The sequence below is a fragment of the Pseudomonas sp. JUb42 genome (assembly GCF_024807945.1).
GTDB lineage: Bacteria > Pseudomonadota > Gammaproteobacteria > Pseudomonadales > Pseudomonadaceae > Aquipseudomonas.
This window is the reverse complement of sequence record NZ_JANUFD010000015.1, coordinates 184,930-209,016: the sequence shown is the minus strand read 5'-3', so window position 1 is coordinate 209,016 and position 24,087 is coordinate 184,930. Positions and strand designations below refer to the sequence as shown.

At 61.0% G+C, this 24,087-nt stretch carries 20 protein-coding genes; 8 read left to right on the top strand and 12 right to left on the bottom strand.

Annotated elements, in window-relative coordinates:
* Positions 1 to 177: 177 nt before the first annotated feature.
* Complete coding sequence (locus tag M2401_RS26650; RefSeq protein ID WP_259108010.1) at positions 178 to 1,152, bottom strand: alpha/beta hydrolase; 975 nt, start codon at positions 1,150 to 1,152, stop codon at positions 178 to 180.
* A 35-nt stretch (positions 1,153 to 1,187) separates the two neighbouring features.
* Positions 1,188 to 2,081 (bottom strand): amidohydrolase family protein, encoded by an 894-nt coding sequence (locus tag M2401_RS26645; RefSeq protein ID WP_259108008.1) that lies wholly within the window; start codon positions 2,079 to 2,081, stop codon positions 1,188 to 1,190.
* A gap of 511 nt (positions 2,082 to 2,592) precedes the next feature.
* Here M2401_RS26645 and M2401_RS26640 point away from each other — a divergent pair.
* From M2401_RS26640 to M2401_RS26630, 3 genes are read left to right on the top strand one after another with little or no spacing between them, the layout of a single operon-like run.
* Positions 2,593 to 4,857 (top strand): ATP-binding protein, encoded by a 2,265-nt coding sequence (locus M2401_RS26640; RefSeq protein WP_259108006.1) that lies wholly within the window; start codon positions 2,593 to 2,595, stop codon positions 4,855 to 4,857.
* A gap of 8 nt (positions 4,858 to 4,865) precedes the next feature.
* A complete protein-coding gene (locus tag M2401_RS26635; RefSeq protein ID WP_259107994.1) occupies positions 4,866 to 5,327 on the top strand; it encodes a response regulator in 462 nt (153 codons plus the stop codon).
* A 26-nt stretch (positions 5,328 to 5,353) separates the two neighbouring features.
* Positions 5,354 to 7,738, top strand: coding sequence for a response regulator (locus M2401_RS26630; protein ID WP_259107991.1), 2,385 nt, complete (start codon positions 5,354 to 5,356; stop codon positions 7,736 to 7,738).
* Between the two features lie 6 nt (positions 7,739 to 7,744).
* On the opposite strand, the gene M2401_RS26625 is transcribed toward M2401_RS26630, so the two are convergent.
* Positions 7,745 to 8,779 (bottom strand): UV damage endonuclease UvsE, encoded by a 1,035-nt coding sequence (locus M2401_RS26625; protein WP_259107989.1) that lies wholly within the window; start codon positions 8,777 to 8,779, stop codon positions 7,745 to 7,747.
* Between the two features lie 419 nt (positions 8,780 to 9,198).
* Between M2401_RS26625 and M2401_RS26620 the strand changes: the two genes are divergently transcribed.
* Positions 9,199 to 10,020, top strand: coding sequence for an alpha/beta fold hydrolase (locus M2401_RS26620; protein ID WP_259107987.1), 822 nt, complete (start codon positions 9,199 to 9,201; stop codon positions 10,018 to 10,020).
* Positions 10,021 to 10,086: 66 nt separating this feature from the next.
* On the opposite strand, the gene M2401_RS26615 is transcribed toward M2401_RS26620, so the two are convergent.
* Positions 10,087 to 10,827: an SDR family oxidoreductase gene (locus M2401_RS26615; RefSeq protein WP_259107984.1), complete on the bottom strand. Its 741-nt coding sequence runs from the start codon at positions 10,825 to 10,827 to the stop codon at positions 10,087 to 10,089.
* A 118-nt stretch (positions 10,828 to 10,945) separates the two neighbouring features.
* On the opposite strand from M2401_RS26615, the gene M2401_RS26610 reads away from it, so the two are divergent.
* A complete protein-coding gene (locus M2401_RS26610; RefSeq protein WP_259107983.1) occupies positions 10,946 to 11,899 on the top strand; it encodes a LysR family transcriptional regulator in 954 nt (317 codons plus the stop codon).
* Between the two features lie 38 nt (positions 11,900 to 11,937).
* Here the strand turns inward: M2401_RS26610 and gcvA are convergent, their stop codons facing one another.
* A complete protein-coding gene (gcvA, locus tag M2401_RS26605; RefSeq protein WP_259107981.1) occupies positions 11,938 to 12,834 on the bottom strand; it encodes a transcriptional regulator GcvA in 897 nt (298 codons plus the stop codon).
* A gap of 100 nt (positions 12,835 to 12,934) precedes the next feature.
* Between gcvA and M2401_RS26600 the strand changes: the two genes are divergently transcribed.
* Complete coding sequence (locus M2401_RS26600; protein ID WP_259107977.1) at positions 12,935 to 13,777, top strand: EamA family transporter; 843 nt, start codon at positions 12,935 to 12,937, stop codon at positions 13,775 to 13,777.
* A 111-nt stretch (positions 13,778 to 13,888) separates the two neighbouring features.
* Here the strand turns inward: M2401_RS26600 and M2401_RS26595 are convergent, their stop codons facing one another.
* Positions 13,889 to 14,740: an alpha/beta fold hydrolase gene (locus M2401_RS26595; protein ID WP_259107974.1), complete on the bottom strand. Its 852-nt coding sequence runs from the start codon at positions 14,738 to 14,740 to the stop codon at positions 13,889 to 13,891.
* A 111-nt stretch (positions 14,741 to 14,851) separates the two neighbouring features.
* Between M2401_RS26595 and M2401_RS26590 the strand changes: the two genes are divergently transcribed.
* Positions 14,852 to 15,481 carry a GntR family transcriptional regulator gene (locus M2401_RS26590; RefSeq protein ID WP_409033987.1) on the top strand — a complete coding sequence of 210 codons (630 nt, stop codon included), beginning with the start codon at positions 14,852 to 14,854 and terminating at the stop codon, positions 15,479 to 15,481.
* Between the two features lie 6 nt (positions 15,482 to 15,487).
* Here the strand turns inward: M2401_RS26590 and M2401_RS26585 are convergent, their stop codons facing one another.
* The 5 genes from M2401_RS26585 to M2401_RS26565 all read right to left on the bottom strand — a co-directional run bounded on the left by M2401_RS26585 (position 15,488) and on the right by M2401_RS26565 (position 21,840).
* On the bottom strand, positions 15,488 to 17,041 hold the full coding sequence (locus M2401_RS26585) for an ABC transporter substrate-binding protein (protein WP_259107970.1): 1,554 nt from the start codon (positions 17,039 to 17,041) through the stop codon (positions 15,488 to 15,490).
* Between the two features lie 64 nt (positions 17,042 to 17,105).
* On the bottom strand, positions 17,106 to 18,737 hold the full coding sequence (locus tag M2401_RS26580) for an ABC transporter ATP-binding protein (RefSeq protein WP_259107969.1): 1,632 nt from the start codon (positions 18,735 to 18,737) through the stop codon (positions 17,106 to 17,108).
* Positions 18,737 to 19,609, bottom strand: coding sequence for an ABC transporter permease (locus M2401_RS26575; protein WP_409033986.1), 873 nt, complete (start codon positions 19,607 to 19,609; stop codon positions 18,737 to 18,739). Before M2401_RS26575 ends, M2401_RS26580 begins: the two co-directional genes overlap by 1 nt.
* Entirely contained in the window at positions 19,606 to 20,547 is a 942-nt protein-coding gene (locus tag M2401_RS26570; protein ID WP_259107967.1) for an ABC transporter permease, read from the bottom strand. The genes M2401_RS26575 and M2401_RS26570 overlap by 4 nt, the downstream gene beginning before the upstream one ends.
* Positions 20,548 to 20,706: 159 nt before the next feature.
* The gene (locus M2401_RS26565; protein ID WP_259107966.1) at positions 20,707 to 21,840 is read right to left on the bottom strand and encodes a C45 family peptidase; all 1,134 of its coding nucleotides are present in this window, start codon (positions 21,838 to 21,840) and stop codon (positions 20,707 to 20,709) included.
* Positions 21,841 to 22,148: 308 nt separating this feature from the next.
* Here M2401_RS26565 and M2401_RS26560 point away from each other — a divergent pair, with 308 nt between their 5' ends.
* Positions 22,149 to 23,480 (top strand): MFS transporter, encoded by a 1,332-nt coding sequence (locus M2401_RS26560; RefSeq protein WP_259107963.1) that lies wholly within the window; start codon positions 22,149 to 22,151, stop codon positions 23,478 to 23,480.
* On the opposite strand, the gene M2401_RS26555 is transcribed toward M2401_RS26560, so the two are convergent.
* Positions 23,477 to 24,085, bottom strand: a complete 609-nt coding sequence (locus tag M2401_RS26555; protein ID WP_259107962.1) for an ANTAR domain-containing response regulator — start codon at positions 24,083 to 24,085, stop codon at positions 23,477 to 23,479. The two genes, M2401_RS26560 and M2401_RS26555, sit on opposite strands and share 4 nt — an antisense overlap.
* Between the last annotated feature and the right edge of the window lie 2 nt (positions 24,086 to 24,087).

The window sequence follows — 24,087 nt, the reverse complement described above, 5'->3', positions numbered from 1 at the left end:
CGCCAGTTCCTTGTCATGGGAGGTTGTAAGCGGACACGGCGCACCGTTGCGCCACGCGTGATCGCGAAGTGCCGGGCGCACGTCTTGAGCCGCATACTAAAGCCAGACTGAAGATGGATGACAGCGAAGGTGCTGCGAGACCTCGGTGTCGGGGTCTCGCAGGTGGTGACGGGCAGATCAGGCGTGGGCGCGGATGGCTTCGTCAATGCTCTGGATCATCGATTTGAACACCGGGCTGTCGACCTGATTCTGCTGACCATGCTGCATGTTCGGCAAAATCAGCGCGCCAGGCCCGGCATCACCCGGATAGTGCCGATGCAGACGGATGGACTCCGCAGGCATATGCAGGGTGTTGTCGGCACCATGGATGATCAGCGCAGGAGGGAAGCCCTTGGCGCCTTCAATGGATTGCTCCGGATCGTAGGCCACGTAGGTCTTGTAAGACTTGGCAGAGACATGGCTGCAACCCGGCCAGCGATCGGCACCGCCCGCTTCGGTGTAGCCACCCAGTTGCTGATCGACATAGGCCTGGGTATCTGGATCCAGGGGGTAGTAGCCAAGCCTGGTTGCGGCCGTACCGGTATCGAAGGCCGGGATCGCGGCGTCATCAGCGAGTTGCCGGATCGCCGCATCGGCGGCGGCACTGTCGGCGCGCAGGTCCTGCAATTTGCGGATGTTGGTGTAGCTCATCGGTACCCAGAAACGAATCTGTTCACCGCCCTTGGCGGCCAGTTCTGCAACCGCACCGAGGCTGGCCACCGAGCCCATTGCCCAGGACGCAACCACCGGCATTTCACCGAAGTTGTCCCGCGCCCACTGCACGGCACCGAGCACTTCGTCTTTCTGGTCTTCGAGGATGACGTGGGTGATCACCTGGTCACCGGCCTGAAGGGTGTTGCGCACCTGTTTGTTGGAGAAAAAACCCGCCACGTCGTAGGTCATGACCCGATAGCCACGCACTGCCAGGGCTCGACCGAACAATTGACCGTACATCGTGACGCCGCCGGTAAAACCGGAGTTAAAGACCACCGGAGGCAGTTTACGCGCAGCCGCATCGGTATCCGCAGGTTCAAAGACAGTGCCTTTGAGGTTCAGGGTTGCATCGCCGTACTTAACAGCAAAGTTTATTTCTTTTGTAGTCACGTCTGTCATTGCTTGATATCTCGAAGTTAGAACATGGGCTTGGATCAACCTGCCAACGGGCCAACTGCACCACGAAGAAGCTGGCCAACAGGAATACGGGTGTGCGCAGCAACGCGCTGGGCGACTGCGTCGACAAAATCGAAAGTCTTGGTTAAATCGAACTCGCTGGAATAAGGCACGCCATCATTGGAGGCGCCAACATGGGGGGCATCGCTGGCTTCCAGCAGAAGACGATCGGCACCGACGCCATCAATGATCTGCATGACGAAGCGCGCCACCTCTTCGGGCTGCACAGCCGTGCGATAGCCCGGCCCCTTGAACCACACATTGCCGCGCCGTCGCGCTTCAGCCAGCAGCGCCAGGTAGGCAGGCTCACTGGCACCGCGTTCGCAGTGACAACTGCCCAGGTGATCGATAAAAACCCGAATACTTTCAGGAATCTGGCGCAACACCCGCAGGTTGGTCCCGGCTTCCTTTGCATAGATATGCAAGTGCTGGTGCGGCAGCAGGCGCGCATACAACCCTTGCCATTGCCGGTCGCTGAAGCGTGCAGCGGATACTGTCTCCGGCCTGGCGTCATGCAGGACAATTCGTGCGCCGACGATCTGCGGATGGGCAAGCCGTTCCCGGGTGGCGTAGGCAGGATCCGCCTTGATCGTGCCTACCAGGCGGATATTGGCGTAGCGCGACGGGTTTTCGGCCTGCAGATCGTCCAACTCGGTGAACGAGGCGAAGACATTTTCCGAGTCCGGCAGGATACTCAGATGAACGTTATTGATAAGCGTCGGCATGACTGCGCCATCGATCAACCGATCCAGATAGGTTGTCAGCGAATGCGGCGCGGGCAAGGCATAAGGCAGTGAGTCCGCCACACGCTGGAGATCCCGGGCGGTGTAAAAGTGAACGTGGCTGTCAATTCTTCTGATGGGCGGCAGCATGATTGTTGTTTCCTGCTTTTGTAGGAAAACAATAAGCGTCAGCCGCCGCCCGGCGCTCCCGCCAACCCGACGTGTCGTATCAAAATTTCGCCATGCATGGTCATACGATGTTCAGGACAGAGAGCCGTAGCAGGCGTACCTGGCGGTATCGTGGAAAATAACTGCGGGCGAGATAAGGCTGGATGGCGAAATTTTGTTGTCCGCGCCGCATGCCTCCCAAGGTTGGACGCAGATTTTTTTCGGTGATGGCCAGGATGATGGCAAACAAACCTCAGAGGCCAGTGAACGTATCGATAACCCCCGCTGTCTAGAGGCTGATATGGGTCACACGCCCATGTAAAAATTGGTCCCTGGCCCAGGATGGGCCGCCGCTTTGAAACGCTGGCGCAGAAAATTTTTCAATCTCAAGGCTGTCGGATTTGTTACTTTGTCACCGGTTTTTTACATGTGAGCGGCCTTGGTCAACCCATCGACACCCGCCCACTGCCGCGCCGCCCAATGGAGGGACATCTTGACCAGCCCCGAAACGACTGACTCATTTCAGCTCGCACTGGCCAATTGTGCCCGGGAACAGATTCGCACGCCTGGCAGCATTCAACCGCTGGGTTTCCTGATGGTGATTGAAGAACCGGGCATGGCGATCCGTCAGATCAGCGAGAACCTTCCCGAGTGGCTGGGCATTGCCAGCGCCGAGTTGCTGGCTGGCCGCTTCGATGCAGTCATCGAAGACGCTGCCACCTTCGTTGAGCTGCTAGGCGAACTGGACGACGAGGAATCCCAGCCCTACCACGTAGGCGATGTCAGCTTCCTGGTGGGCGCGCAACATCAGCATGTGCCGATGATGCTGCATCGCCATGACGGTGTATTGATCGCTGAATTCCAGCGTCCGGGCCTGGCGTCCGCGCCCAGTTCGCGACTGTACCCACTGGTGCGTTCCTTCATCAGTGGCGTATCGGATTTCGAAACCGTGGAAGCCCTGTGCGACCGAGCGGTGCGTGTCATCAAGCGCCTGACCGGTTTTGGCCGGGTCAAATCCTACCGCTTTGATAGCGACGGCAATGGTTTGGTCAATGCCGAATTGCTCGACGAGGGCTATCCGAGCTATCTGGGGCTGTGCTTCCCTGCCTCCGATATCCCCACCCAGGCCCGCCAATTGTATTGCGCCAATCGTATCCGGGTGATCGAAGATGCTCATTATCAGCCTTCTCGACTGTTGCCCGCAGACAATCCGCTGACGGGGCAGCCGCTGGACCTGAGTTTCTCAACCCTGCGCAGTGTGTCACCGGTGCATCTGCAATACATGCGCAACATGAAGACCCTGGCGTCCATGTCGATCTCCATTGTGGTCGACGGCAAGCTGTGGGGCCTGATCTCCTGCCATCACAGCACGCCTCACTCAGTGAACTTCCAGGTCCGCACCGCCTGCGAGCTACTGGGCCGGGTACTGTCGTTGCAGGTTGAAACGCGTGAAGCCCACATTCGCAACGAGCGGATGCTGGAAATTCGCCAGCGCATCGTCCAGCTGCTTGGCGCCATTGCCGATCACGACAGTGTGCTGCTGGGCCTGCGCTCGCTGCCCGACATTTTCGTCAACTTCGTCGGCGCCGCCGGCGCTGCGGTGGTTTCCGGGTCCGGCTGCGATGTCTATGGCCGCACACCGTCCAAGGCCCAGGTCCGTGAGCTGGCAGGCTGGCTGGCTGAGCAAGGTGGATCCGAGTTTTTCCATACCGACAATGTCGGTCGGGATATCCCGGCAATCGTCGGGCTGAGCGCTTCGGCCTGCGGCATTCTGGCGGTATCGATTTCCGAGATTCATCCGCACTACCTGATCTGGTTCAAGCCGGAACAATCCCAGGTGGTGCAATGGGCCGGTCGCCCGGAAAAAACCATCGCCGACAGTGGCTCGCTCAACCCGCGCCAGAGCTTCGAGCAATGGCAACAGATCGTCGACGGTTTCTCCACGCCCTGGGATGCCAATGAAATCGAAGGCGTGCAGGAACTGCGCCTGGCAGTACTGGGGATCGTACTGCGCAAAGCCGAAGAGCTGGCCCAACTGTCGGAAGACCTGAAACGTTCGAACAAAGAGCTTGAGTCGTTCTCCTACAGCGTCTCCCATGACTTGCGTGCGCCGCTGCGGCATATCGCCGGTTATGCGGAGCTGCTTGAGGACATCGAAGGCTCCAACCTTTCCGAACGCGGCTTGCGCTTTCTCGGCACCATTACCGACTCGGCGAAATTTGCCGGGACCCTGGTCGATAACCTGCTGAGTTTCTCGCAGATGGGCCGCGCGGCCATGCACCTGTCCGACGTCAATCTGTCGGCCATGATCGCTTCGATCCAGCTGGAAATGCGTCCGGACTACGAAGGCCGAACCATAGAATGGTCGTTCGGCGAGCTGCCGGTTGTCGTCGCCGACCCGGCATTCCTGCATCTGGCCATGCGCAACCTGATTTCCAATGCCATCAAGTACAGCCGCGACCGTGAGGTCGCAACCATCGACGTCAACGTACAGGAACGGGCGACCGATATCGTCGTCAGTGTCCGTGACAACGGTGTCGGCTTCGACATGCAGTACGCCGGAAAACTCTTCGGGGTCTTCCAGCGTCTGCATCGCATGGAAGAATTCGAAGGCACCGGCATCGGCCTGGCCAATGTCCGGCGGATCGTCGAACGCCATGGCGGCACCGTCTGGGCCGAAGGCGTACCTGACAAGGGCGCCACCTTCTATTTTTCCCTGCCCAGAAAAACCCTTACCCCTATTCTTGCTGGTCAATGAGGCCATACATGCTCAAACCGATACTCCTGGTAGAAGATAATCCCCACGACCTTGAATTGACCCTGGTGGCGCTCGAGCGCAGTCAGTTGGCCAATGAAGTGGTCGTGGTGCGTGACGGCGCGGAGGCGCTCGATTATCTGTTCAGGAAAAATGAATACGCCGACCGGGTCGAAGGCAATCCTGCGGTGCTGCTGCTTGACCTGAAGCTGCCAAAGATCGACGGTCTGGAAGTGCTGATGAATGTGCGCAACACCGACAGCCTACGCAGCATTCCCGTGGTCATGCTCACCTCTTCACGGGAAGAACCCGATCTTGACCGGGCCTACCAACTGGGCGTGAACGCCTATGTGGTCAAGCCTGTGGACTTCAAGGAGTTCGTTGGCGCCATTTCTGACCTGGGCATCTTCTGGGCCGTGCTCAATGAGCCGCCGCCCGGCTCGACCCGCGTCGTCCGACGCCCGAAATCCTGACGTTGAAACCCGAGAGTGGTACGGCCATGCCTCTGGCAAAAGTGAAGCTGCTGCTCGTTGAAGACAGCATCTATGACGTCGAGCTGACCTTGCTCACGCTGGAAGCCAACGGCCTGCAGGTCGAGCCCGTGGTAGTGCACGACCATCTCAGCGCCGCCGAAGCTCTGGGACGGGAGAAATTCGACGTCATCGTCTGCGATGTGCTGCTGCCCTCCTCCTCCGGCACCGAGGTGCTGGAGGTCGCCAAGCGGATCGTCCCGCAAACGCCGTTCATCTTTCTCTCGGGCATGTTCGGCGAGCAGCAGGCTATCGAGACCATGCGCCTGGGCGCGGTCGATTACGTACTCAAGCAAAACCTCAAGGTCTTGCCCAAGGCGATCCGCCGTGCCGTGCTGGAAGTGCGCGAGCGCGAGAAGCGCCATGCTGCCGAGTCGGCTCTGGAAGACGTCGAGGCCCGCGCGCGGATTGCCATCCAAGCGGCGGAAATGGGCGTCTGGGAAGTCAATATCGACACACTGGAAGTCATCTGGGACGAACGCTGCCGGGCGCTGTATGAGTTGCCACCGGTCGGCAATTTTCAAATGGGCCCGATGATTGACCTCACCCATCCGGATGACCGTGACGCCCTGCAGGAAAAGATCAACCTGGCCCTGAGCCAGGCTTCGGCCTTCAACGCCGAATATCGAATCGTTTTGCCCGGCAACCGCATCCGCTGGCTGCTCTCCAACGGCCGTTCGACCTTCCGGGACGGCCGCTGCGTGCAGTTTACCGGGGTCATCCAGGATATCAGCGAGCGTCGGGTCGCCACTCAGGAACTGGTACAACTGACCGAGACTCTGGGGCAGCGGGTCGAACAGCGTACCCGCGAACGTGACCGCACTTGGGAGCTGTCGCGGGAATTGCTGGCGGTGCTGCGCTTCGACATGACGCCTATCGCTTTCAACCCGGCCTGGGAGTCTGCCCTCGGCTGGTCCCGGGAGCAGATCAACAGCCTGCGCCTGTGGGAATTGATACACCCCCTTGATCTCGATGCGACGATCAAGGAAACCCAAAGCATCGCCTCGGGCAACGTATCGACCCGCTTCGTCAATCGCATGCGCCACAGCAACGGTGATTATCGCTGGCTGTCCTGGACCATAGTGCCGGAGAACGGGTTGATGTACGCAGCGGTGCGGGACATCACCGAAGAGCGCGCCGTAATCGAAGAACTGGCGGCGGCCAACAAACATTTGCAGGAGCAGATCAAGGAGCGCGAGCGGGTCGAAGCCACGCTGCAACAGATGCAGCGCCTGGAAGTTGTCGGGCAACTGACGGCGGGCGTGGCCCATGACTTCAATAATCTGCTCACCGTGATCCTCACCAGCGCGACCTTTGCCAGCCGCGATATCGAACGCGGCAAGCTGGACAAGATCCCCACGCGCCTCAAGCACATCAGTGAAGCCGGGGAACGCGGTGCGCGGCTCACCGCTCAGTTACTGTCATTCTCCCGCCGCCAGCGCCTGCAACCCTGCCCGGTGGATCTGAACACCACCATCCAGGACATGCAGGGCCTGCTGAGCAAGGCCCTGGGCGCCAATATCTGGGTCGACCTGTCGCTCTCTCCCGGCCTGTGGACCGCCTCGGCAGACCCGACCCAGACCGAAATGATCATCCTCAACCTGGCCATCAACGCCCGGGACGCCATGGCGTCCACCGCCGGCTCCCTGAAGCTGCGCACCCATAACGAGATGGTCAAAGTGCCAGCCGTGCGCCCTGAAGACCCGGAGCCGGGCCGCTATGTGGTGTTTACCATCTCCGATACCGGCTGCGGCATGGATGAAGAAACCCTGAAGAAAGCCTACGAGCCGTTTTTCACCACCAAGGCGGTCGGCCAGGGCGCGGGGCTGGGCCTGGCTCAGGTATTCGGCTTTGCCAAACAGTCCGGCGGCGGCGTGCGGATCGAGACCGAGCTGAACGTTGGCACCACGGTCAGCGTGTACCTGCCGAAAATCGACGGCCTGTCCACCCCTCTCACCCAAGCCGTCAGCCCGGCCCGCGACGCCCGGCACATGGGCACCCGCACCGTATTGCTGGTCGATGACGACCCTGTCGTACGGGACCTGACCGCAACCATGCTCGAGTCTTTCGGCTTGATGGTGCTACAGGCCAGCAGCGGTATCGACGCCCTGAGCAAACTGTCTCCGGCCGTTGAACTGCTGATCACCGACTACGCCATGCCCAACATGACCGGTGGCGAGCTTGCCGCCCTGGTAAGCAAGGCACAGCCGGGAATCCCCATCGTCTTCATCACCGGCTATGCCGACACCGACGTCCTCGGACTGGACAATTCCACCGTGGTGCAGAAGCCTTTCACCGAACAGCAGTTGCAGGAAAAAATCTGGCTGGCCATGGCGCAGCGGGTTCAGGTCTAGACGTTCTCAGGAACGCGCTGCACGCTGTAAAAACTGCTCATGAAATGCCAGGGAGGCCAGGTTCTTATCCTTGGCCTCGAGCATGATGTCGAACCGGTCCATGAAAGTGAATGCATAGTCATTGGTCCAGCGGTTCCACATCTGCGCACTGTGGCCGTACAGGTCGCGCTTTGACACGACCTTCAGCAGCGTATCCATTTCCAGCTTGTCGTCGGCACTGAAGCCCAGTTCCTGCAAGCGCTCCGGTGGCTGGGAGTAATGCATGACCGGCCGCACCCCACGCCAGCTTTCCATGATGCGCGCGACCCTGGGGTCATGCGTCGGGATGTAATCGTTCTCGTTGATCCAGCAGTGATGAATATCCAGCACGACCGGGGCCAGATCGGCCAGTTGCAGACAGTCATTCACGCCGTAGGTTTTCTCTTCGTTCTCGAAAGTGATACATCGGCGAGCGACTTCGGAAAGCCGCGGCCAGATCCCTCTGATGCCTTCTGCACCCAAGCGCCCGGCGATATGCAGGTTGCATTTGAAATCCTGGAAACGCCGACCATAACCCATCATCCGGATCATGTCGGCGTGATACTCGAACTCGGCGATGCTGTTTTCCACTACCTGGGGTTTATCCGAACCCAACACGCAGTACTGACCGGGGTGGAAGGACAAGCGAATGTCCGTTGCCCGTGCCAATGCACCAATGCGGGCGAAGCCTTCCTCCAACTGTCGGACAATGGCCGGATCCTGATAAAAAGCGCTTACCTTCGGATGGCTGTAGAACGGCAACAGATCGCTGCTCAGGCGCAGCATGCGCAACATCGGCGCAAGCGTACCGACATAGGTCAGCAAACGTATTTGCGCCGCCAGGTTATGGGTGACGACCTCCACCAGCTTATCCCGCGCGACCTGCGGCGAAACGCTGTCCATCCAGCGCAAGGTAGTGGTACGCGGATTGAAAGGCGCCTCGACAAGCTTCAACTCACTTGTCGAAAGGCCACGATCAGGAGATTTGTACTGGCAGGCGAAACCTATGCGTGGGTGGGTCATGGGCATACTGCTATGGCTGGGTCATGGCAATCTAGACCGCTGCAATCGACAGATGTCGCGACCTTCGGGCTATTGGATTGACCTGCAGTGTCACGCCATCAAAGTAAAAGCACGCACGTTACATCGGGGCTTTGCAGGGCGGTTCAAGCTCGACCTGCCGCAATTTGCAACGCAACCGCGCTTTGCACTTCACTCTCAATGCTCCCTGGTTGAGCCAACGTCCTGAGTCTGACTCTCGTGCGATACCGAGAGCGGGAGGCCCTGTGTCCGATCCAAACAATAACCCATCAAGTTCTCGCCGACAGGTGCTCAAGGTGGGTGCGACTGCGCTGGCCGCAGGCTCACTCTCTGCCATGGCAATAGGCAGCAACACCGCCCAGGCAGCCACTTCGACACCGACTAAAAAAGGACAAGACGAAATGACCAGCTTCACCACCCGCGACGGCACCGAAATCTTCTACAAAGACTGGGGCACGGGTCAGCCCATCGTTTTCCACCACGGCTGGCCGCTGAGCTCCGACGATTGGGACGCACAGATGCTGTTCTTCGTCTCCAAGGGCTACCGGGTGATCGCTCACGACCGTCGCGGCCATGGTCGTTCGACGCAAACCTCCACCGGCAACGACATGGACACCTATGCCGCAGACGTCGCCGCGCTGGTTGCGCATCTGAAACTCACCAATGCCGTGCATATCGGCCACTCCACCGGCGGCGGTGAGGTTGCCCGTTACGTTGCACAACACGGCGCCGGCCACGTTGCCAAAGCCGTGCTGATCGGCGCTGTGCCACCGATCATGCTCAAGACCGCCAACAATCCCGGCGGCCTGGGCATCGAAGTGTTCGACGGTTTCCGTTCGGCGCTGGCGGCCAACCGCGCGCAGTTCTACAAGGAAGTGCCCGTGCCGTTCTACGGCTACAACCGCGAAGGCGCAAAGGTGTCTGAAGGCATCAAGGAAAACTGGTGGCGCCAGGGCATGATGGGCGGCGCAAAAGCCCATTACGACTGCATCAAGGCGTTTTCGGAAACCGACTTCACCGAAGACCTGAAGAAAATCAGCGTGCCGGTCCTGGTTCTGCACGGCGATGACGACCAGATCGTACCGATCGCCGACTCGGCGGAGCTGTCCATCAAGCTGCTCAAGCACGGCACGCTGAAAGTGTACAAAGGCTATCCACACGGCATGTGCACCACTCACCCGGAAGTCATCAACGAAGACTTGCTGGCGTTTATCAAGGGCTGACGCCTACTCGGGTCATGGCTCAGGCCGTGACCCGATGTCCTCCTGCTCAAACCAACGCAAACAGGATCACACCAGCCGCGCACCACCATCGATATTGAGCACGGCGCCATTCATATAGGCATTGGCCATCAGGAATACCGCTGCCGAACCCGCTTCCTGCGCAGTGCCAAGCCGACGCAACGGCAAACCCTGCTCAAGAGACGCCACGTAAGCATCACGCCCCTCGCCCAACGCCTTGCTGAAGATCGGCGTATTGATCGGTCCGGGGGACAGGGTGTTGACGCGAATAGGTGCCGGTTCCAGGGCCAGGCCCCGCGCCAATGCTTCCATGGCCGCCGATGCCGCGCCGATCACCGCCGTGCCGTAGGCATTCGGGCGATCAGCCAGGGCGCCGGAAATAAAGGTGATCGAGCCATCTTTCGCCAACCTGTCGCCCAGGGCACGAATCGCGTGCAGGGCGGCCCAGATACGCTCCTCGAAGGCCCCGCGCAGATGGTCGATTTGCGCAACCAGCACGGTGCCGACGACAAAGGTACCGGCCAGCAGCACCAGATGATCGACCTTGGGAATATCAGCCAGTGCCACTTCGATGGCCTCGCGGCGGGTCACATCGGCGGCACGCCAGCCGTCCAGACCGTTGTCCAGTGCTGCCTGACGGGCGCGATCGGCATTGGAGCCAATGACGATCACCCTGGCCCCGGACGCCTTGGCCTGTATGGCCGCAGCCAGGCCGATGCCGGAGGTGCCGCCGAAAATAACCACGGTGCGGTCGGTGAGCGTGGATGGCAGTGATTGCGTAATAGTCATGCTGAAACTCCTGTGGAACCCCTGGGTGGCGCTCGATGGAGCCAGACTAATGTGTGGCGGCAGGATTGATAATTGCGGCAGAAGTCGCTTTACTCATGCCATGAAGGAACAAATTGGTTTGGACCGCTTGACCGGTCTCATCGCATTTGCCCGCGCCGCCTCACTGGGCAGTTACACCGCTGCAGCGCGAGCGCTGTCGGTGTCGCCTTCGGCTGTCAGTAAAAGCGTGCAGCGCCTCGAAGAGCATTTCGGCCTCAAGCTCTTTACCCGCACCACCCGTTCGCTGACCCTGACGCCTGAGGGTCGGGATCTCTACGATCGAGCATTGCGGATTCTGCGAGAAGTGGAAGAGATCGATCAGGCGGCAGTCGCTTCCCGGGCCGAGCCTTCCGGCACTCTCAAGATCACTGCGCCTGTGCCCATCGGCCTGAATATCCTTGCACCGGCCCTGCCGCGCTTTCGCGAGCGCTATCCCAAGCTGCTGATCGACCTGAGGCTGAGCGATCAGGTGACCGACATTATCGAGCAAGGTATCGACGTGGCGATCCGGGTCGGCAACCTGGCGGATTCGCGCCTGGTTTCTCGGCCTCTGGGGCCGCATCGCATCGGCGCATTTGCTTCCCCCGATTACCTGCGTCGCAAAGGCACTCCCGTGATCGCCGAGGATCTGGCCGACCACGAATGCGTCAACTTTCGTTACCAGAGTTCGGGGCAAAGCCTGCGCTGGCCTTATCAGGCCGCCGAGAAGCAACTGGAAGTCAGCCCACAGGCTGCAATCACTGCCGATTTCAGCGATGCGGTCGCCGCCATACTGGCCGCTGGCGGCGGTATCGGTATCTCGCCTCACTATGTAGCTGCACCCTACGTCCGACGCGGTGAGCTGGTGCCCCTGCTACCGCAGTTCACGGTGGAGCGGTTCACCATCACTGCGCTATGGCCGGAGAGTCGCCGGGGAAGCCCGAATGTGAAGGCATTTGTCGCCTTTCTGAGCGAGCTGTTTCCAGCGCTGACGCCGTGGGATGAGACGGTGAGCAAGGCGATCAAGTGCGAAGCGCTCGCTGGGTCCATCTGAGATACCCCTTTCGCAGCCTTCGGCAGCTCCTACAGATCTCATTTCAATTCAGACATCCCCTCCCGCTGCAGCCACGCACAGAACAGCTGCACCGCCTCATCCTCCAGCTTCTCCACCGGCACATAGGCGCAGTAGCTTCGTGACGGCAGGCGTGGCCCGTCGAAGGGCGTTACCAGCCGTCCAGTCTTGAGGTCGTCGGCCACCAACGCCACAGGCCCCATGGCGATGCCCAGACCACCGATGGCCGCTTGCAGGGTCAGGTAGAAGTGATCGAAGACCATATCAGCCGCGGGCTTTAGCCGGGGTGTCCCGACGCTCGTCAGCCAGTCGGGCCAGAGCCTTGGCAGGCTTGAGGTGTGCAGCAGGGTGTGTTGCCTGAGATCGTCCGGGGTATGCAGTGGCAGCCGTTGCAGGAGTGCCGGGCTGCAGACTGGCAGGCGCTCCTCGGTGAGAAACACCTGGGTCGAATAGCCGTAGAGCGTGTCCGGCCCGCCGCGAATAATGATGTCGCAGCTGTCTTTCAGGCTCTCGACCGATTTGCTCGAAGTCTCTACCCGCACATCGATGCCGGGATGCTCGACGCGCAATGTTTCCAATCGCGGCAACAGCCAGCGCAAGGTGAACGACGCCATAGCATTCACCCGCAAAACCCGCGGTGCGTTATCCGGGGAGCCGAACCGTGCCGTGGCCTGGGCCAATTGCTCGAACAACGGCCCGATCGCCTCCAGGTAGGCCTTGGCTGCCGGAGTCAGCAGCACGCGCCGATTGTGCCGCTCGAACAGCGGCGCACCGAACCAGTCCTCAAGCAGGCGCACGCTCTGGCTTACCGCGCCTTGGGTGACGTGTAGTTCTGCGGCCGCTTCCTTGAAGCTGCCGAGCCGCCCTGCCGCTTCGAAAGCGCGCAAGGCATTGAGCGGAGGGATAAGCCTGGTCATTCGCGATAGTTTTACTGATGTAAAAAAGTAATTTAACTGGTTTGCCAGCCAACACCAAGATAGATATTTTGCTGACAATCCCCTCGATCTGGAAAACACCATGCTCAGTTATACCGGCGGCCTCGTTCTCCTGGCCGCCCTGCTCCATGCCAGCTGGAACGCGATGCTGCACGGCAATCGCGATCGCTATCTGTCCATGGCCTGGATGAGCATTGCCATTGCCCTGATCTCCACGGTCGCGGCCCTGATGTTGCCGTTACCGCCCGCAGCGGCGTGGCCTTATATCGTCGCGTCCGGGTTGGTGCATATTGTCTACAACATTAACCTGGTGCGCTCCTACAGCAGCAGCGACCTGGCGGTGGCCTATCCCATTGCCCGAGGCTCGTCGCCCTTACTCGTGGCCCTTGGCGCCGCGCTGTTTGCCCATGAAGCCATTACGCCGATCCATGCCTTGGGCATCGCCCTGATCTCCGGCGGCATCCTGACCCTGGCCCTGCTCGACCGTCACGTCTCCCGTGCCGCCGCCCTGACGGCGCTGACCACCGGCGCGATCATCGCCCTGTATACCGTGATCGACGGTATTGGCGTGCGCCAGTCCGACGGCCAGGCCCTGGCCTATACCCTGTGGATGTTCACGTTCTATTGGGGGACGGTACTGGTGTTCGTGGCCAGGCGCGGGATTACCGGCCTGCTGGGGCCGATCCGCAGCAACCCTGCGGCCGTCACCTCGTCCTTTGTCGGCGGCCTGGTGTCGATTGGCGCCTACGGCATTGTGATCTGGGCGTTGCAGTCCGGCGCCATGGGCATGGTCTCGGCGTTGCGCGAGACCAGTGTGGTGATGGTGGTGCTGATTGGCCGGGTGTTTCTGCGTGAGGCCGTTAGCGCCAAGCGTTGGGCGGTATGCGTAGTGGTGGCGGTTGGGGCGATTTGTCTGGGCCTATAATTTGAAATGCGGTTTTTTGTAGGGCTTCAGCCGGGAGGGCAGTGTATTTACTCCAGGAGATGCGTTGGATGCGCCGCCCCTCTCCCGGCTAAAGCCGGTCCCACGGAAAAATCAGTCCTGCATTTCAGGCTGTAGCCCCAACAAGAAATCCTGCACATAAGGCACCACCGACATCCCGGCATGGGCGGTGTTGGGCACGATGTCCTGTTGCACGCGAATGTCGTGGCTGCGCAGGTTGGCGGCCAGGGTCGCGTTACGCTCGACGCGGGTGCGGCCGGAGTCGTTGATGCCTTCCTTGTACTGCACTGATTCCGGGGAGTAGTGGATCTCCCAGGTTTCCAGATCCGCTGCGCCTACCAGCAACTGCACATCCACTTCACGCAGGGCTGCCAGGTCCAGGCTTTTGCCGAACACGGCTTCGATGCCGCCCGTACCGACCCACCACTCACGGCTGTCGTCGAGCAGAGTGACCGAGCCCGGTGCGCCAATGGATACCGAGCGCAGGCGCTCGGGATGCAGGTAGTAAAAGCGGTTGGCAAAGTGGCCGCCGCCGGAATACCCGAACAACGAAAACCTGTCGAACGTCGTGCTCAGGGTCTGAGCCACTTCATCGACCATGGCCAGCAATACCTCGTCGTAACGGATATCGCCTTCCTTCAGATACTTGAAGCCGTGAGGGTTGCCATCGCCAAGCGGCCCTACCGGAAACAGTGGTGCGAGGATGATGTAGCGGTTGAAGCGACCGAACTCGGCGAAAGCATCGCGATACTCGACCATGGTCCGCCCGGTGCCATGCACGGCCACCAGCAACTGGTGATTGTCCGGCGACTCGTCAAAGCTCTGGGGCACATACAGGCAGTAGGCGAAACGCGGGTCCTTGCGGCAAGAGAAAATCGTCGTGCTGCCCCGGTAGTACATCTTGCGATGGCGAGCTTGCGGGGTGTCTTCTGGGTTGGCCAACATCGTTAAACCTCGTTGATATTTGTGCCATTATTGGCAATCGTTTTAAGCGAATATCGCGTTCTGGCGCTGACCGTCGCTGTCTGTAATCGCGCCCCTCGCAGGGCTATGTGGATGTCACTTTTGAAGAAAAACGTTACTGATCGCAGCCAATTGGTGCTGTTGATATCCAAGGACATCAACGCCGGTATCCTTCCGGCGGGCAGCTGGCTCAAACAGATCGACCTGGAAGAACGCTACGGGCACACTCGCCTGGAAGTGCGCCGCGCCCTCGATCAACTGGTGCTCAAGCGCATGGTCGAGCACATCCCCAACCGCGGTTACTACGTCCACACCCCCGACCTGGATCAGGTCTCCGATGCCCGGGAGATCCGCGTGGCACTGGAGTGCGCCGCGGTCAACCAGATGGTCATCAGCGCAGAACGCCTGCTGGCCATCGAGACCGCCGCGCAACGCTTCCACACCCTGGTCAGCGAAGGCACCCTGCTTGAGTGCTACAACGCCAACCTGGACTTTCACCGGGCGCTGTTCGACCTGTGCACCAATCGCCTGCTGATCGAGTTCATCGAGGAAATGCGCAGTCGCCCGCCTACTTCACCGGGTGGCACCTGGCGCACTCACGCCCGCGCCGAGCAATCGAGCCGCGAACATTTCCTCATGCTCGAAGCCCTGCGCCACGGCGACATGGAGCGCCTCAAACTGCTGATCGCCGCCCATATCCGGCAGATCCCGCTGGCCGACTGACCGTGCTTACGGCTTGAGGCTGACGCCCCACAGGCGCGGCTTCTGGCCGATCCACGAGCTGTAGCCCTCGACCTTTTTGTTCAGGGCCATGATGTCCAGGCCGTTGTACATGACGATCATCGGCACTTGGTTGATGAAGCGCTTATGCAACTGGTCGAAGATCACCTGACGCTTGGCCACGTCGCCTTCTTTCAGCGCCTGGCTCAACAGTTCCATGGCTTCGGGATCGTCCCAGGCCTTGCGCGGCTCCTTGTCCTTGTTGCCGGTGACCTGCTCGAAGCTCAAAGCCGGGTCGAAACGTGCGGAATAGGTGAACGACATCGCCTGATAACGCCCGCTCTGATAGCGCTCAAGCTGGGTGCCCCACTCCATCACCTCGACATTCACGTTCATGCCCACGGCCTGAAGCATGGCCTGGGCGATGATCGCCAGGTCATAACTGGGCACCATGGAGCGGCGGTTGGCGACGATGGTCAGGGGCTGGCCGTGGTAACCGGCCTGTTGCAACAATGCAGCGGCCTTGGCCGGGTCGTACTTGAAGCCGGCTTTTTCGGCGGCGCTGTAGTAGTTGGAGGCCACGCTGATGATCGAGTTATTGGGCGCGCCGAAACCGTTACTGGTGGTCGCTACCAGTTGGTCGATATCGATAGCCGCAGCAATGGCCTGGCGAATGCGCTGATCCTTGAGCAGCGGATCACGGGTCTGGAACATCAACACGTTCATGGTCGCGCTGGGCGCCGTCGAGACTTTCACGTTGGCGTGGCTCTGCATTTCCGGCAGGTCGGTCTCGGTGACTTCGGCCATGTCCAGGTCGCCGGAAAACAGCGCGGCCTTGACCGTGGCCTGATCGGGAATGATCACGAAACGCACTTCATCGGTCAGCGCCTGCTTGCCGCCGACATAGCCGTCACGCGGGCCGGGCAGCGACTGGTATTTGTCGAACTTGCTCAGGCTGATGTACTGGCCGCGCTTCCATTCGCCCATCTGGTACGGGCCGGTGCCCACCGGCTTGACGAACTCGCCCTGAGCGTTAACCGAGGCCTTGTTCAGCACTGCCGTGCCGCCGCAGTCGGTGCGCGCCAGGGTGGCGAGGAACATGCCGCTGGGCTTGTCCAGTTGCATGACCACGGTGCGCGGGTCAGGTGCAGTGACTGACACCACTTTGCTCAGGCCGCTGCCATCGAACTCCGGCAGGCAGCGCCACTGGGTCTTGGGGTCCATGTCGCGGTTCCAGCTCCACAGCACATCAGCCGAGGTCAGCGGCTCGCCGTTATGGAAGGTCACGCCGTCGCGCAGGGTGAAGGTGTAGGTCAGGCCGTCGGCAGACAGATCGACCTTTTGCGCCAGCAGCGGCTTGACCTCACCCTTCTCGCCGTAGGCCATCAGGCCCTCGACCATATGCAGCAGCACTTCATCGGTGCGGTCGTCGCGATTGACCCCGGGATCAAGGCTGCGGATATCAGAGTTCAGGGCCAGACGCAGGGTTTGCGCCTGCACGGCAGTGGCGCCGACCAGGGCGACAAGGCCCAGGGCCAGGGCGTTTTGCAAAGAGCGTTTCATGGGCGATTCCTTGTTCAAGAACAAAACTTCTGCACCACTGCAGAGGCAATGGCATTCAAATACGTCAAACCACCGCACTGCTGCGTAGCTGATAACTGCCGTCGGCCAGACGCTGCAGCGGATTCGCGGCAGCCAGCAGGCGACGGGTAAAGGCGTGTTGCGGGTGGTCGAACACCGCTTCGGTGGTGCCGATCTCGACCAGTCGCCCGCGCTCCATGACCGCCACGCGATGGGCGATGCGCTCAACGGCGGCGAGGTCATGGGAGATGAACAGGCAGGCAAAGCCGTACTGGCGTTGCAGGCGTTCGAACAGTTCGAGAATTTGCTTCTGGATGGTCATGTCGAGGGCCGAAATCGGCTCGTCGGCGATCACCAGCTTGGGTTTGCGGATCAACGCCCGGCCGATGGCCACGCGCTGGCGCTGACCGCCGGACAACTGATGGGGAAAGCGCCCGGCGAACAGCTCGTCCAGGCCGATATCCTTGAGGATTTGCCGCACCCGCTCGGCGCGCTCAGCGCTGTTTAGGCCCGGCACATGGCGCAGCGGCTCGGCGAGAATGTCGGCGATGCGCGCACGGGGATCGAGGGACGACACCGGGTCCTGGAAAATCATCTGGCATTGCAGGCGATGCTCGCGGTTGCCGCTCTTGAGGATATCCACGCCGTCGAAGAATATCTCCCCGGAGGTCGGCTTGATCAATCCGACCACGGAGCGGCCCAGAGTGGTCTTGCCCGAGCCGCTACCGCCGACCAGGGCCACGGTTTCGCCGGCGCCGATCTGCAGGTTGATGCCGTCCACGGCGCGTTTGGCCTTGCTGCGGGTCAAAAAGCCCTGGCGACCGGGGTGATCGATGGTGACGTTGCGCATGTCCACCAGCGGCGAATCCAGCGGTGCCGCCGTCAGCTCACCGCGAGTCGGCAGGGCATCGAGCAACTGCCGGGTGTAGTCGGCCTTGGGCCCGAGCAGAATTTGCTGGGTCGGCCCGCTTTCCACGGCCTTGCCCTGACGCATCACCACGACTTTATGGGCGTGGCGAACCACCAGGGACAGGTCGTGGCTGATAAACAGCACCGCCGTACCCTCCTCCCTGGTCAACTCCAGCATCAGGGCGATGACATCGGCCTGGGCCAGGGTGTCGAGCGCCGTGGTCGGTTCGTCGGCGATCAACAGCGCCGGGCGCAGCAGCATCACCGAGGCGAGCATGATGCGCTGGCGCATGCCGCCGGAAAACTCATGGGGGAAGGCTTTCAGGCAGCGCTCGGGGTCGTCGATACCAATGCGCCGCAGCATCTCCAGGGAACGGGCACGAATGGTCTTGTCGTCCAGATCCGTGTGCAGGCGCATGCCTTCGGCCATTTGCTGGCCGATGGTCAGGGTCGGGTTGAGCGAGACCATGGGTTCCTGAAACACCATGCCGATCCTTGCCCCGCGCACACGACGCAGCCCGTCGTAGTCGAGGCTGGCCAGATCGAGGTCACCGAACAGCAGGCGCCCGGAGGACACCCGCATCGGCGGTGGCAGCAAACCGATCACTGCCCGCGCGGCCATGGTCTTGCCACTGCCGGACTCCCCCACCAGGGCGACGATTTCACCGGGGGCCATATCGAAGCTGAGATGGTCGACGGCCAGCGGCCCTTCACTGCCTACCTGAATGCACAGATTGCTGACGCGCAGCAGCGGCTTGACGGTATCCATTAGCGGCTCATCCGTGGGTCGAGGCGATCACGCAGGGCGTCGCCGAAGAGATTGATACCGATCAGGGCAATGGCGATCATCAGGCCGGGAAAGAAGCCCAGCCAGGGCGCCGTGACCAGATGCGGACGGCTGGAAGCAAGCATGTTGCCCCAGGTCGCGGCAGGCGGCGGCACGCCGAGGCCGAGGAAGCTCAGGGCGCTCTCGGACAGGATCGCCCAGCCAAACATGCTGGTGGCCAGGACGATCAGCGGCGCCACGCAGTTGGGCGCGATATGCCGCCACATGGTGTACAGCTCGGAGTTGCCGATCACCCGCGAGGCCTCGATGAACTCGCGCTCGCGCAGTGACAGCACGGTACTGCGCACCACCCGTACTACGGTAGGGATATAGGCAATGCCTAAAGCGAGGACGATGCCGTACTGACTGGCGCCGACAATCGCCAGCAGGCCCAGGGCCAGAAGCATGCCGGGGAATGCCAGCAGCGCATCGTTGACCATCATCAGCAAGCGGTCGGTCCAGCCACGCAGGTAACCGGCGAGCAGGCCGAACAATGTGCCGACACTGATCGCCAGCGACACCGTCAGCAGACTGATCCACAGGCTGGTGCGGGCACCGATCATGATCCGGCTGAGCACGTCGCGACCGAACTCGTCGGTGCCCAGCAGATGCGGCCAGGAGGGCGCGACAAAGCGGTGAGCCAGATCCAGGCGCAGCGGATCGTAAGGCGTCCAGGCGATTCCGCCGAGGGCCAGGAGAATCAACAACAACAGCAAGGTGCCGCCTACCAGAGCATTGAACGAAGGCAGGCGGCGCCGCCGTGTGCGTGCCGGGGCCGGCATCGCGGCCGGTGCGGCATCCCTAAGCGTCTTCATACTTTCACCCGAGGATCGAACAGCGGATACATCAAGTCCACGAGCAGGTTGACCAGCACGTAGATGAAGGTAATGAGCAACAGGCTGCCTTGCAGCACCGGATAGTCCCGGGCGTAGATCGAATCGACCATCAGGCGGCCGATACCAGGGATGGTGAACACGGTTTCGATGACCGCGATGCCGCCCAGCAGGTTGCCGAGGATCAGGCCGATCAGGGTCCAGGTCGGCGCGAAAGCGTTGCGCAAGGTGTGGCGCCACAGCACGGCGCGTTCGGACAAACCCTTGGCCCGGGCGTGGGCGATGTAGTCCAGGCGCAGCACTTCGATGGTGCTGGCCCGGGCCATGCGAATGATCACCCCGCTTTCATGCAGCACCAGGGTGGCGATGGGTAGCACCACATAGGCCAGCGCCTTGCCGAAGTCCTCGCCAAAGGGCACGTAGCCCACCACCGGTAGCCAGCCCAGCTCCAGGCCAAACACATAGAGCAGCAACAGGCCCATCCAGAAGCCCGGCACCGACAGCAGTAAAGTGGCCGAGGTGACCAGACCCAAGTCGAGGAACGAGTCCTGCTTCCACGCCGCGAGCATGCCCAGGGGCACTGCGATCAGCGCCGCCAGCAATACCGCGCTGAGAACAATGGTCACGCTGACGCTGAAACGCTCCAGAATCAGCGGCAATACCGCCTGGCCGCTGGTGATGGAGACGCCCAGGTCACCGCTGAACACCGCCTTGAGCCAGATCAGGTACTGCACCACCAACGGCTGGTCCAGGCCCAGGGACTGACGCAAGGCAGCCAGGCGCGTCGGATCGGCCATGTCGCCAAGCATCAGCAACGCCGGATCGCCGGGGATCAGGCGGATCATCGCGAATACCGCGATGGAGATCAGCAGGAGCGTCGGCACAGCCATGGCCAGGCGCTGGAGGATCAAACGGAGCATGGATTTACCTCGGTTGAGAGCAGTAGCAGTAAATCAGGCAGCGGTGTGGGGGATGTGGGAGCGAGGCTTGCCCGCGAAGAGGCCAGTACAGCCGACGCATACATTGAGGACATGACATCCCTTTCGCGGGCAAGCCTCGCTCCCACAACCGACACGGCTTTACCACACCGCATACCGCGCGTAGTCGCTTTCCATCTCAAGCCGGTACTCGGCGAACTGGCGGTTGATCGCCGGCAACGGTGCAATTTCCATGAAGCCGGCCGCCGGACGCATGACGATCATGGCCACGGTCGCCGACAGATTGTCCTCGCCGCTGGAACTTGGCCGCGGTGGACGGCAGACGGCGAATGGCGTGCCGAAGTTATCGAAGAACGCAGTCTTCAGATGCTCCAGAGTCAGGTTGCCCTGGCGCTGGCGCAGCACTTTCTCCACGCGGATATCCCGATAGAAGCTCTCCGGCGCACCACCGATCCCGGTGTTCTTCAACTTGATCTGAGCCACCTGACTGCGCCAATGGTTGGCGTGGACCAACAGGTCATCGACGGCGTACAGCGGGAAAACTTCGTCCGGCGCGCATTCGTAGTTGATGGCAAAACCACCGGCGTGGCTGAGCATCATATTGTTGGAACCCGACTTTGGCGTCACCGCCACGGCCTTCATGGCCAGGGCGAAATGATTGGCCTCCAGGGCCTTGCGCCGGATCAGCGGCAAGGGCACGCCAAGGTTCTGATAGTCGCGGTCGGACTCAAGGTTATTGCCGGTAATGGCCGTGCCGATGGCGTTGAGCCCGGCCCGCGCCAGGCCACCGGCTTCGGTGAAGGTCAGCAGGTCCGGACCGTCGTCGCGACGGATGCGCAGGACGATACCGGTCTCGGCACATTCGGCGCGCCAGTCCCAGTTCTGCCCGTGCAGCAGCTCGCCATTCAACGTGGCGTCGGGCAGGACAATGGCGCCGGTGCAACCGTCCAGTTCCGGTTTGTCGTGCTGATGTCGGCGACCCAGGTGAATGATCTCGGTCCGCGCATTGATCAGAATGATCGCCTCGAAATCCAGGCCCGAGCCTTCGGCGATGCCGCGCATTTCTTCCAGATACAGCGGCTCGAACGCCTCGATATTGGGTTTGAACTGATTGACCAGGCGCTTGATGCCGTTCCAGTCATAGCCCATGTCCAGCAGTTGCTGGCTATAGATCTCGACACTGCGAGCAATGATCTGCGGGCAGGCGCGACCGTACTGCACGCCTCGTTCGAATGGCGAACCACTGATTTCGAAACACGGAAATAGCCGACTCATGTCACCCCCTCAAGTTGTTTGGTTGAACAGAGCAAGGACCGCGCCAATTATTTGTAAATCCAGCCAATATTGGCGCCAATTTAATAATCTATTGTTTTTCACCGCTGAAACGGAGCCAATCTGGTGCGCATCAGAGATCAGTTGCGTCGAAAGTGGGCAGATCGGTAACAGCGGGTGTTGCGTTAACGCACAATTCACACATCCCAAAATATGGGACGTAAAATCATATATTGAGTCATCGGATAACCTCGTCTAAGGTGAACCGATGCAACCGCTACCACTCTCATAACAATAAATAGGGAGGTCACATGCATCAGCCATTCGCCGACTCGGGCCTGCACGCCAGCACCATGAAGCGCCTCAACCTGAAGTTGATTCCCTTCCTGATGTTGCTGTACATGGTCGCCTATATCGACAAGTCCAATATCTCCGTTGCCGCATTGCAGATGAATGCCGAGCTGGGCCTGACTGCCCGAATGTACGGTATTGGCGTGGGCCTGTTCTTCCTCACCTACATCCTGCTGGAAGTGCCCAGCAGCGTGATCCTTACTCGAGTCGGCGCGCGGCGCTGGATTGCGCGGATCATGATCACCTGGGGTATCGTCGCCGCCGGCATGAGCCTGGTGCAGAGCGCCAACCAGCTATACGGCATGCGCTTGCTGCTGGGCGCCGCCGAGGCCGGTTTTACGCCGGGGATCATCTATTACCTGTCACAGTGGTACCCGCGCAGTGATCGGGCCAAGGCCATGTCGTTCTTCTATATCGGCGCGGCCCTGGCCTCGGTGATCGGCCTGCCGCTGTCGGGCGCGTTCCTGCATCTGGACGGGCACTTTGGTGTCAGCGGCTGGCGCTGGCTGTTCCTGCTCGAAGGGATACCGGCGGTGGTCCTGGGCATTGTCGTGTTGCGCTACCTGCCGGAAACGCCGCAAAGCACCCACTGGCTGCAACCCGAGCAGAAAGAGTGGCTGAGCCGCACCATCGCCGCCGAGCAGGCGACCTCACCCATCAGCCATCACGCCGCCTGGCAGACCGCGTTTCGCAGCCGCCAGGTATGGCTGCTCAGTCTGTTCTGGCTGCTGCAGGCGTTCGGCACCATCGGCATCACCCTGTTTCTGCCGCTGATCGTCAAGTCCGTGTCCGGGCAGGCGTCGTTTACCGTCAGCGTGCTGTCAGCCCTGCCCTTCCTGTTTGCCTGCATTTTCATGTATCTCAACGGCACTCACTCCGACCGCAAGCGCGAACGCAGCTGGCACCTGGGTGTGCCCTTGATGCTGGCCGGGGCGCTACTGGCCCTGGCCGTGGCCACCAGTAATCCGTGGCTGGCCTATGCCCTGCTGGTGGTGGCGGTGGGCTTGAACTGGGCGGCGACCCCGGTGTTCTGGGCGACCACCACCGAGTACCTGTCCGGCGCTGCGGCGGCCGCCTCGATTGCCCTGATCAACTCCATCGCCAATATCGCCGGCCTCGGCCTGCCACCGGTGATGGGCTGGATCAAGGACGCCACGCAAAGCTATGACTACGCCCTGCTGATGGTCTCGGCGGCACTGCTGCTCGGTGGCGTGCTGGGGCTGTATCTGGCCCGGGCGCCGCGTCCGCTGCCGCCGGAAACGGCCGACCTGAAGGTCAGCCAGGCAGGCTAGAGTTTTAGCCCCAGCCGCTCCATAGCCTCATGGGCCTCGATGATCATGCCGGACACTTCGGCGACCGTGACATGCAGTTTGGTCGCCCGTGTCCGCATCAGTTCGTAGGCCTGGGTCTCGCTCACATTCTGGCTGTCGACCAGCACGCGAATTGCCTTTTCGATCTGGCGCCGGGACTTGATGGTCAGCTCCAGCTTGTCGATCTTGCCTTGCAGACGCTCCTGATAACTGAAGGAGGCCCGCGCCAGCACCAGTGTGCTGAGGATCCCCGAGGAACGAAACGGCTTGGAAATCACCCCATGGGCACGGGTATCCAACAGCAGCTTGAGCATGGTCGGGCTTTCGTAATCGGAGAGCGCGATCAGCGAGGCATTCAGCGAGGCGCCGGACCAGATGCGATTGCCTTCCAGTTCCTGAGTGATCTGAAACAGGATGACGTCGACATCGGTCGGCGGCTCCGAGGGAAAGGGCCAGACGATCTTGACCCGGCAGCCGATACGCTTGAGCTGCTGCATGATGATGTCGCGGTCATCTCCGGGAGGATAAACGAACGCAACGCAGATACTGCGCAAGTCTTCATAGAGACGACGAAGGCTGGAACTCATGG

Coding starts and splice junctions, on each gene's coding strand:
- M2401_RS26650 (WP_259108010.1), bottom strand. CDS start 1,152: ATGACAGACGTGACTACAAAAGAAATAAACTTTGCTGTTAAGTACGGC.
- M2401_RS26645 (WP_259108008.1), bottom strand. CDS start 2,081: ATGCTGCCGCCCATCAGAAGAATTGACAGCCACGTTCACTTTTACACC.
- M2401_RS26635 (WP_259107994.1), top strand. CDS start 4,866: ATGCTCAAACCGATACTCCTGGTAGAAGATAATCCCCACGACCTTGAA.
- M2401_RS26630 (WP_259107991.1), top strand. CDS start 5,354: ATGCCTCTGGCAAAAGTGAAGCTGCTGCTCGTTGAAGACAGCATCTAT.
- M2401_RS26625 (WP_259107989.1), bottom strand. CDS start 8,779: ATGACCCACCCACGCATAGGTTTCGCCTGCCAGTACAAATCTCCTGAT.
- M2401_RS26620 (WP_259107987.1), top strand. CDS start 9,199: ATGACCAGCTTCACCACCCGCGACGGCACCGAAATCTTCTACAAAGAC.
- M2401_RS26615 (WP_259107984.1), bottom strand. CDS start 10,827: ATGACTATTACGCAATCACTGCCATCCACGCTCACCGACCGCACCGTG.
- gcvA (WP_259107981.1), bottom strand. CDS start 12,834: ATGACCAGGCTTATCCCTCCGCTCAATGCCTTGCGCGCTTTCGAAGCG.
- M2401_RS26600 (WP_259107977.1), top strand. CDS start 12,935: ATGCTCAGTTATACCGGCGGCCTCGTTCTCCTGGCCGCCCTGCTCCAT.
- M2401_RS26595 (WP_259107974.1), bottom strand. CDS start 14,740: ATGTTGGCCAACCCAGAAGACACCCCGCAAGCTCGCCATCGCAAGATG.
- M2401_RS26590 (WP_409033987.1), top strand. CDS start 14,852: ATGTCACTTTTGAAGAAAAACGTTACTGATCGCAGCCAATTGGTGCTG.
- M2401_RS26585 (WP_259107970.1), bottom strand. CDS start 17,041: ATGAAACGCTCTTTGCAAAACGCCCTGGCCCTGGGCCTTGTCGCCCTG.
- M2401_RS26580 (WP_259107969.1), bottom strand. CDS start 18,737: ATGGATACCGTCAAGCCGCTGCTGCGCGTCAGCAATCTGTGCATTCAG.
- M2401_RS26575 (WP_409033986.1), bottom strand. CDS start 19,609: ATGAAGACGCTTAGGGATGCCGCACCGGCCGCGATGCCGGCCCCGGCA.
- M2401_RS26570 (WP_259107967.1), bottom strand. CDS start 20,547: ATGCTCCGTTTGATCCTCCAGCGCCTGGCCATGGCTGTGCCGACGCTC.
- M2401_RS26565 (WP_259107966.1), bottom strand. CDS start 21,840: ATGAGTCGGCTATTTCCGTGTTTCGAAATCAGTGGTTCGCCATTCGAA.
- M2401_RS26560 (WP_259107963.1), top strand. CDS start 22,149: ATGCATCAGCCATTCGCCGACTCGGGCCTGCACGCCAGCACCATGAAG.
- M2401_RS26555 (WP_259107962.1), bottom strand. CDS start 24,085: ATGAGTTCCAGCCTTCGTCGTCTCTATGAAGACTTGCGCAGTATCTGC.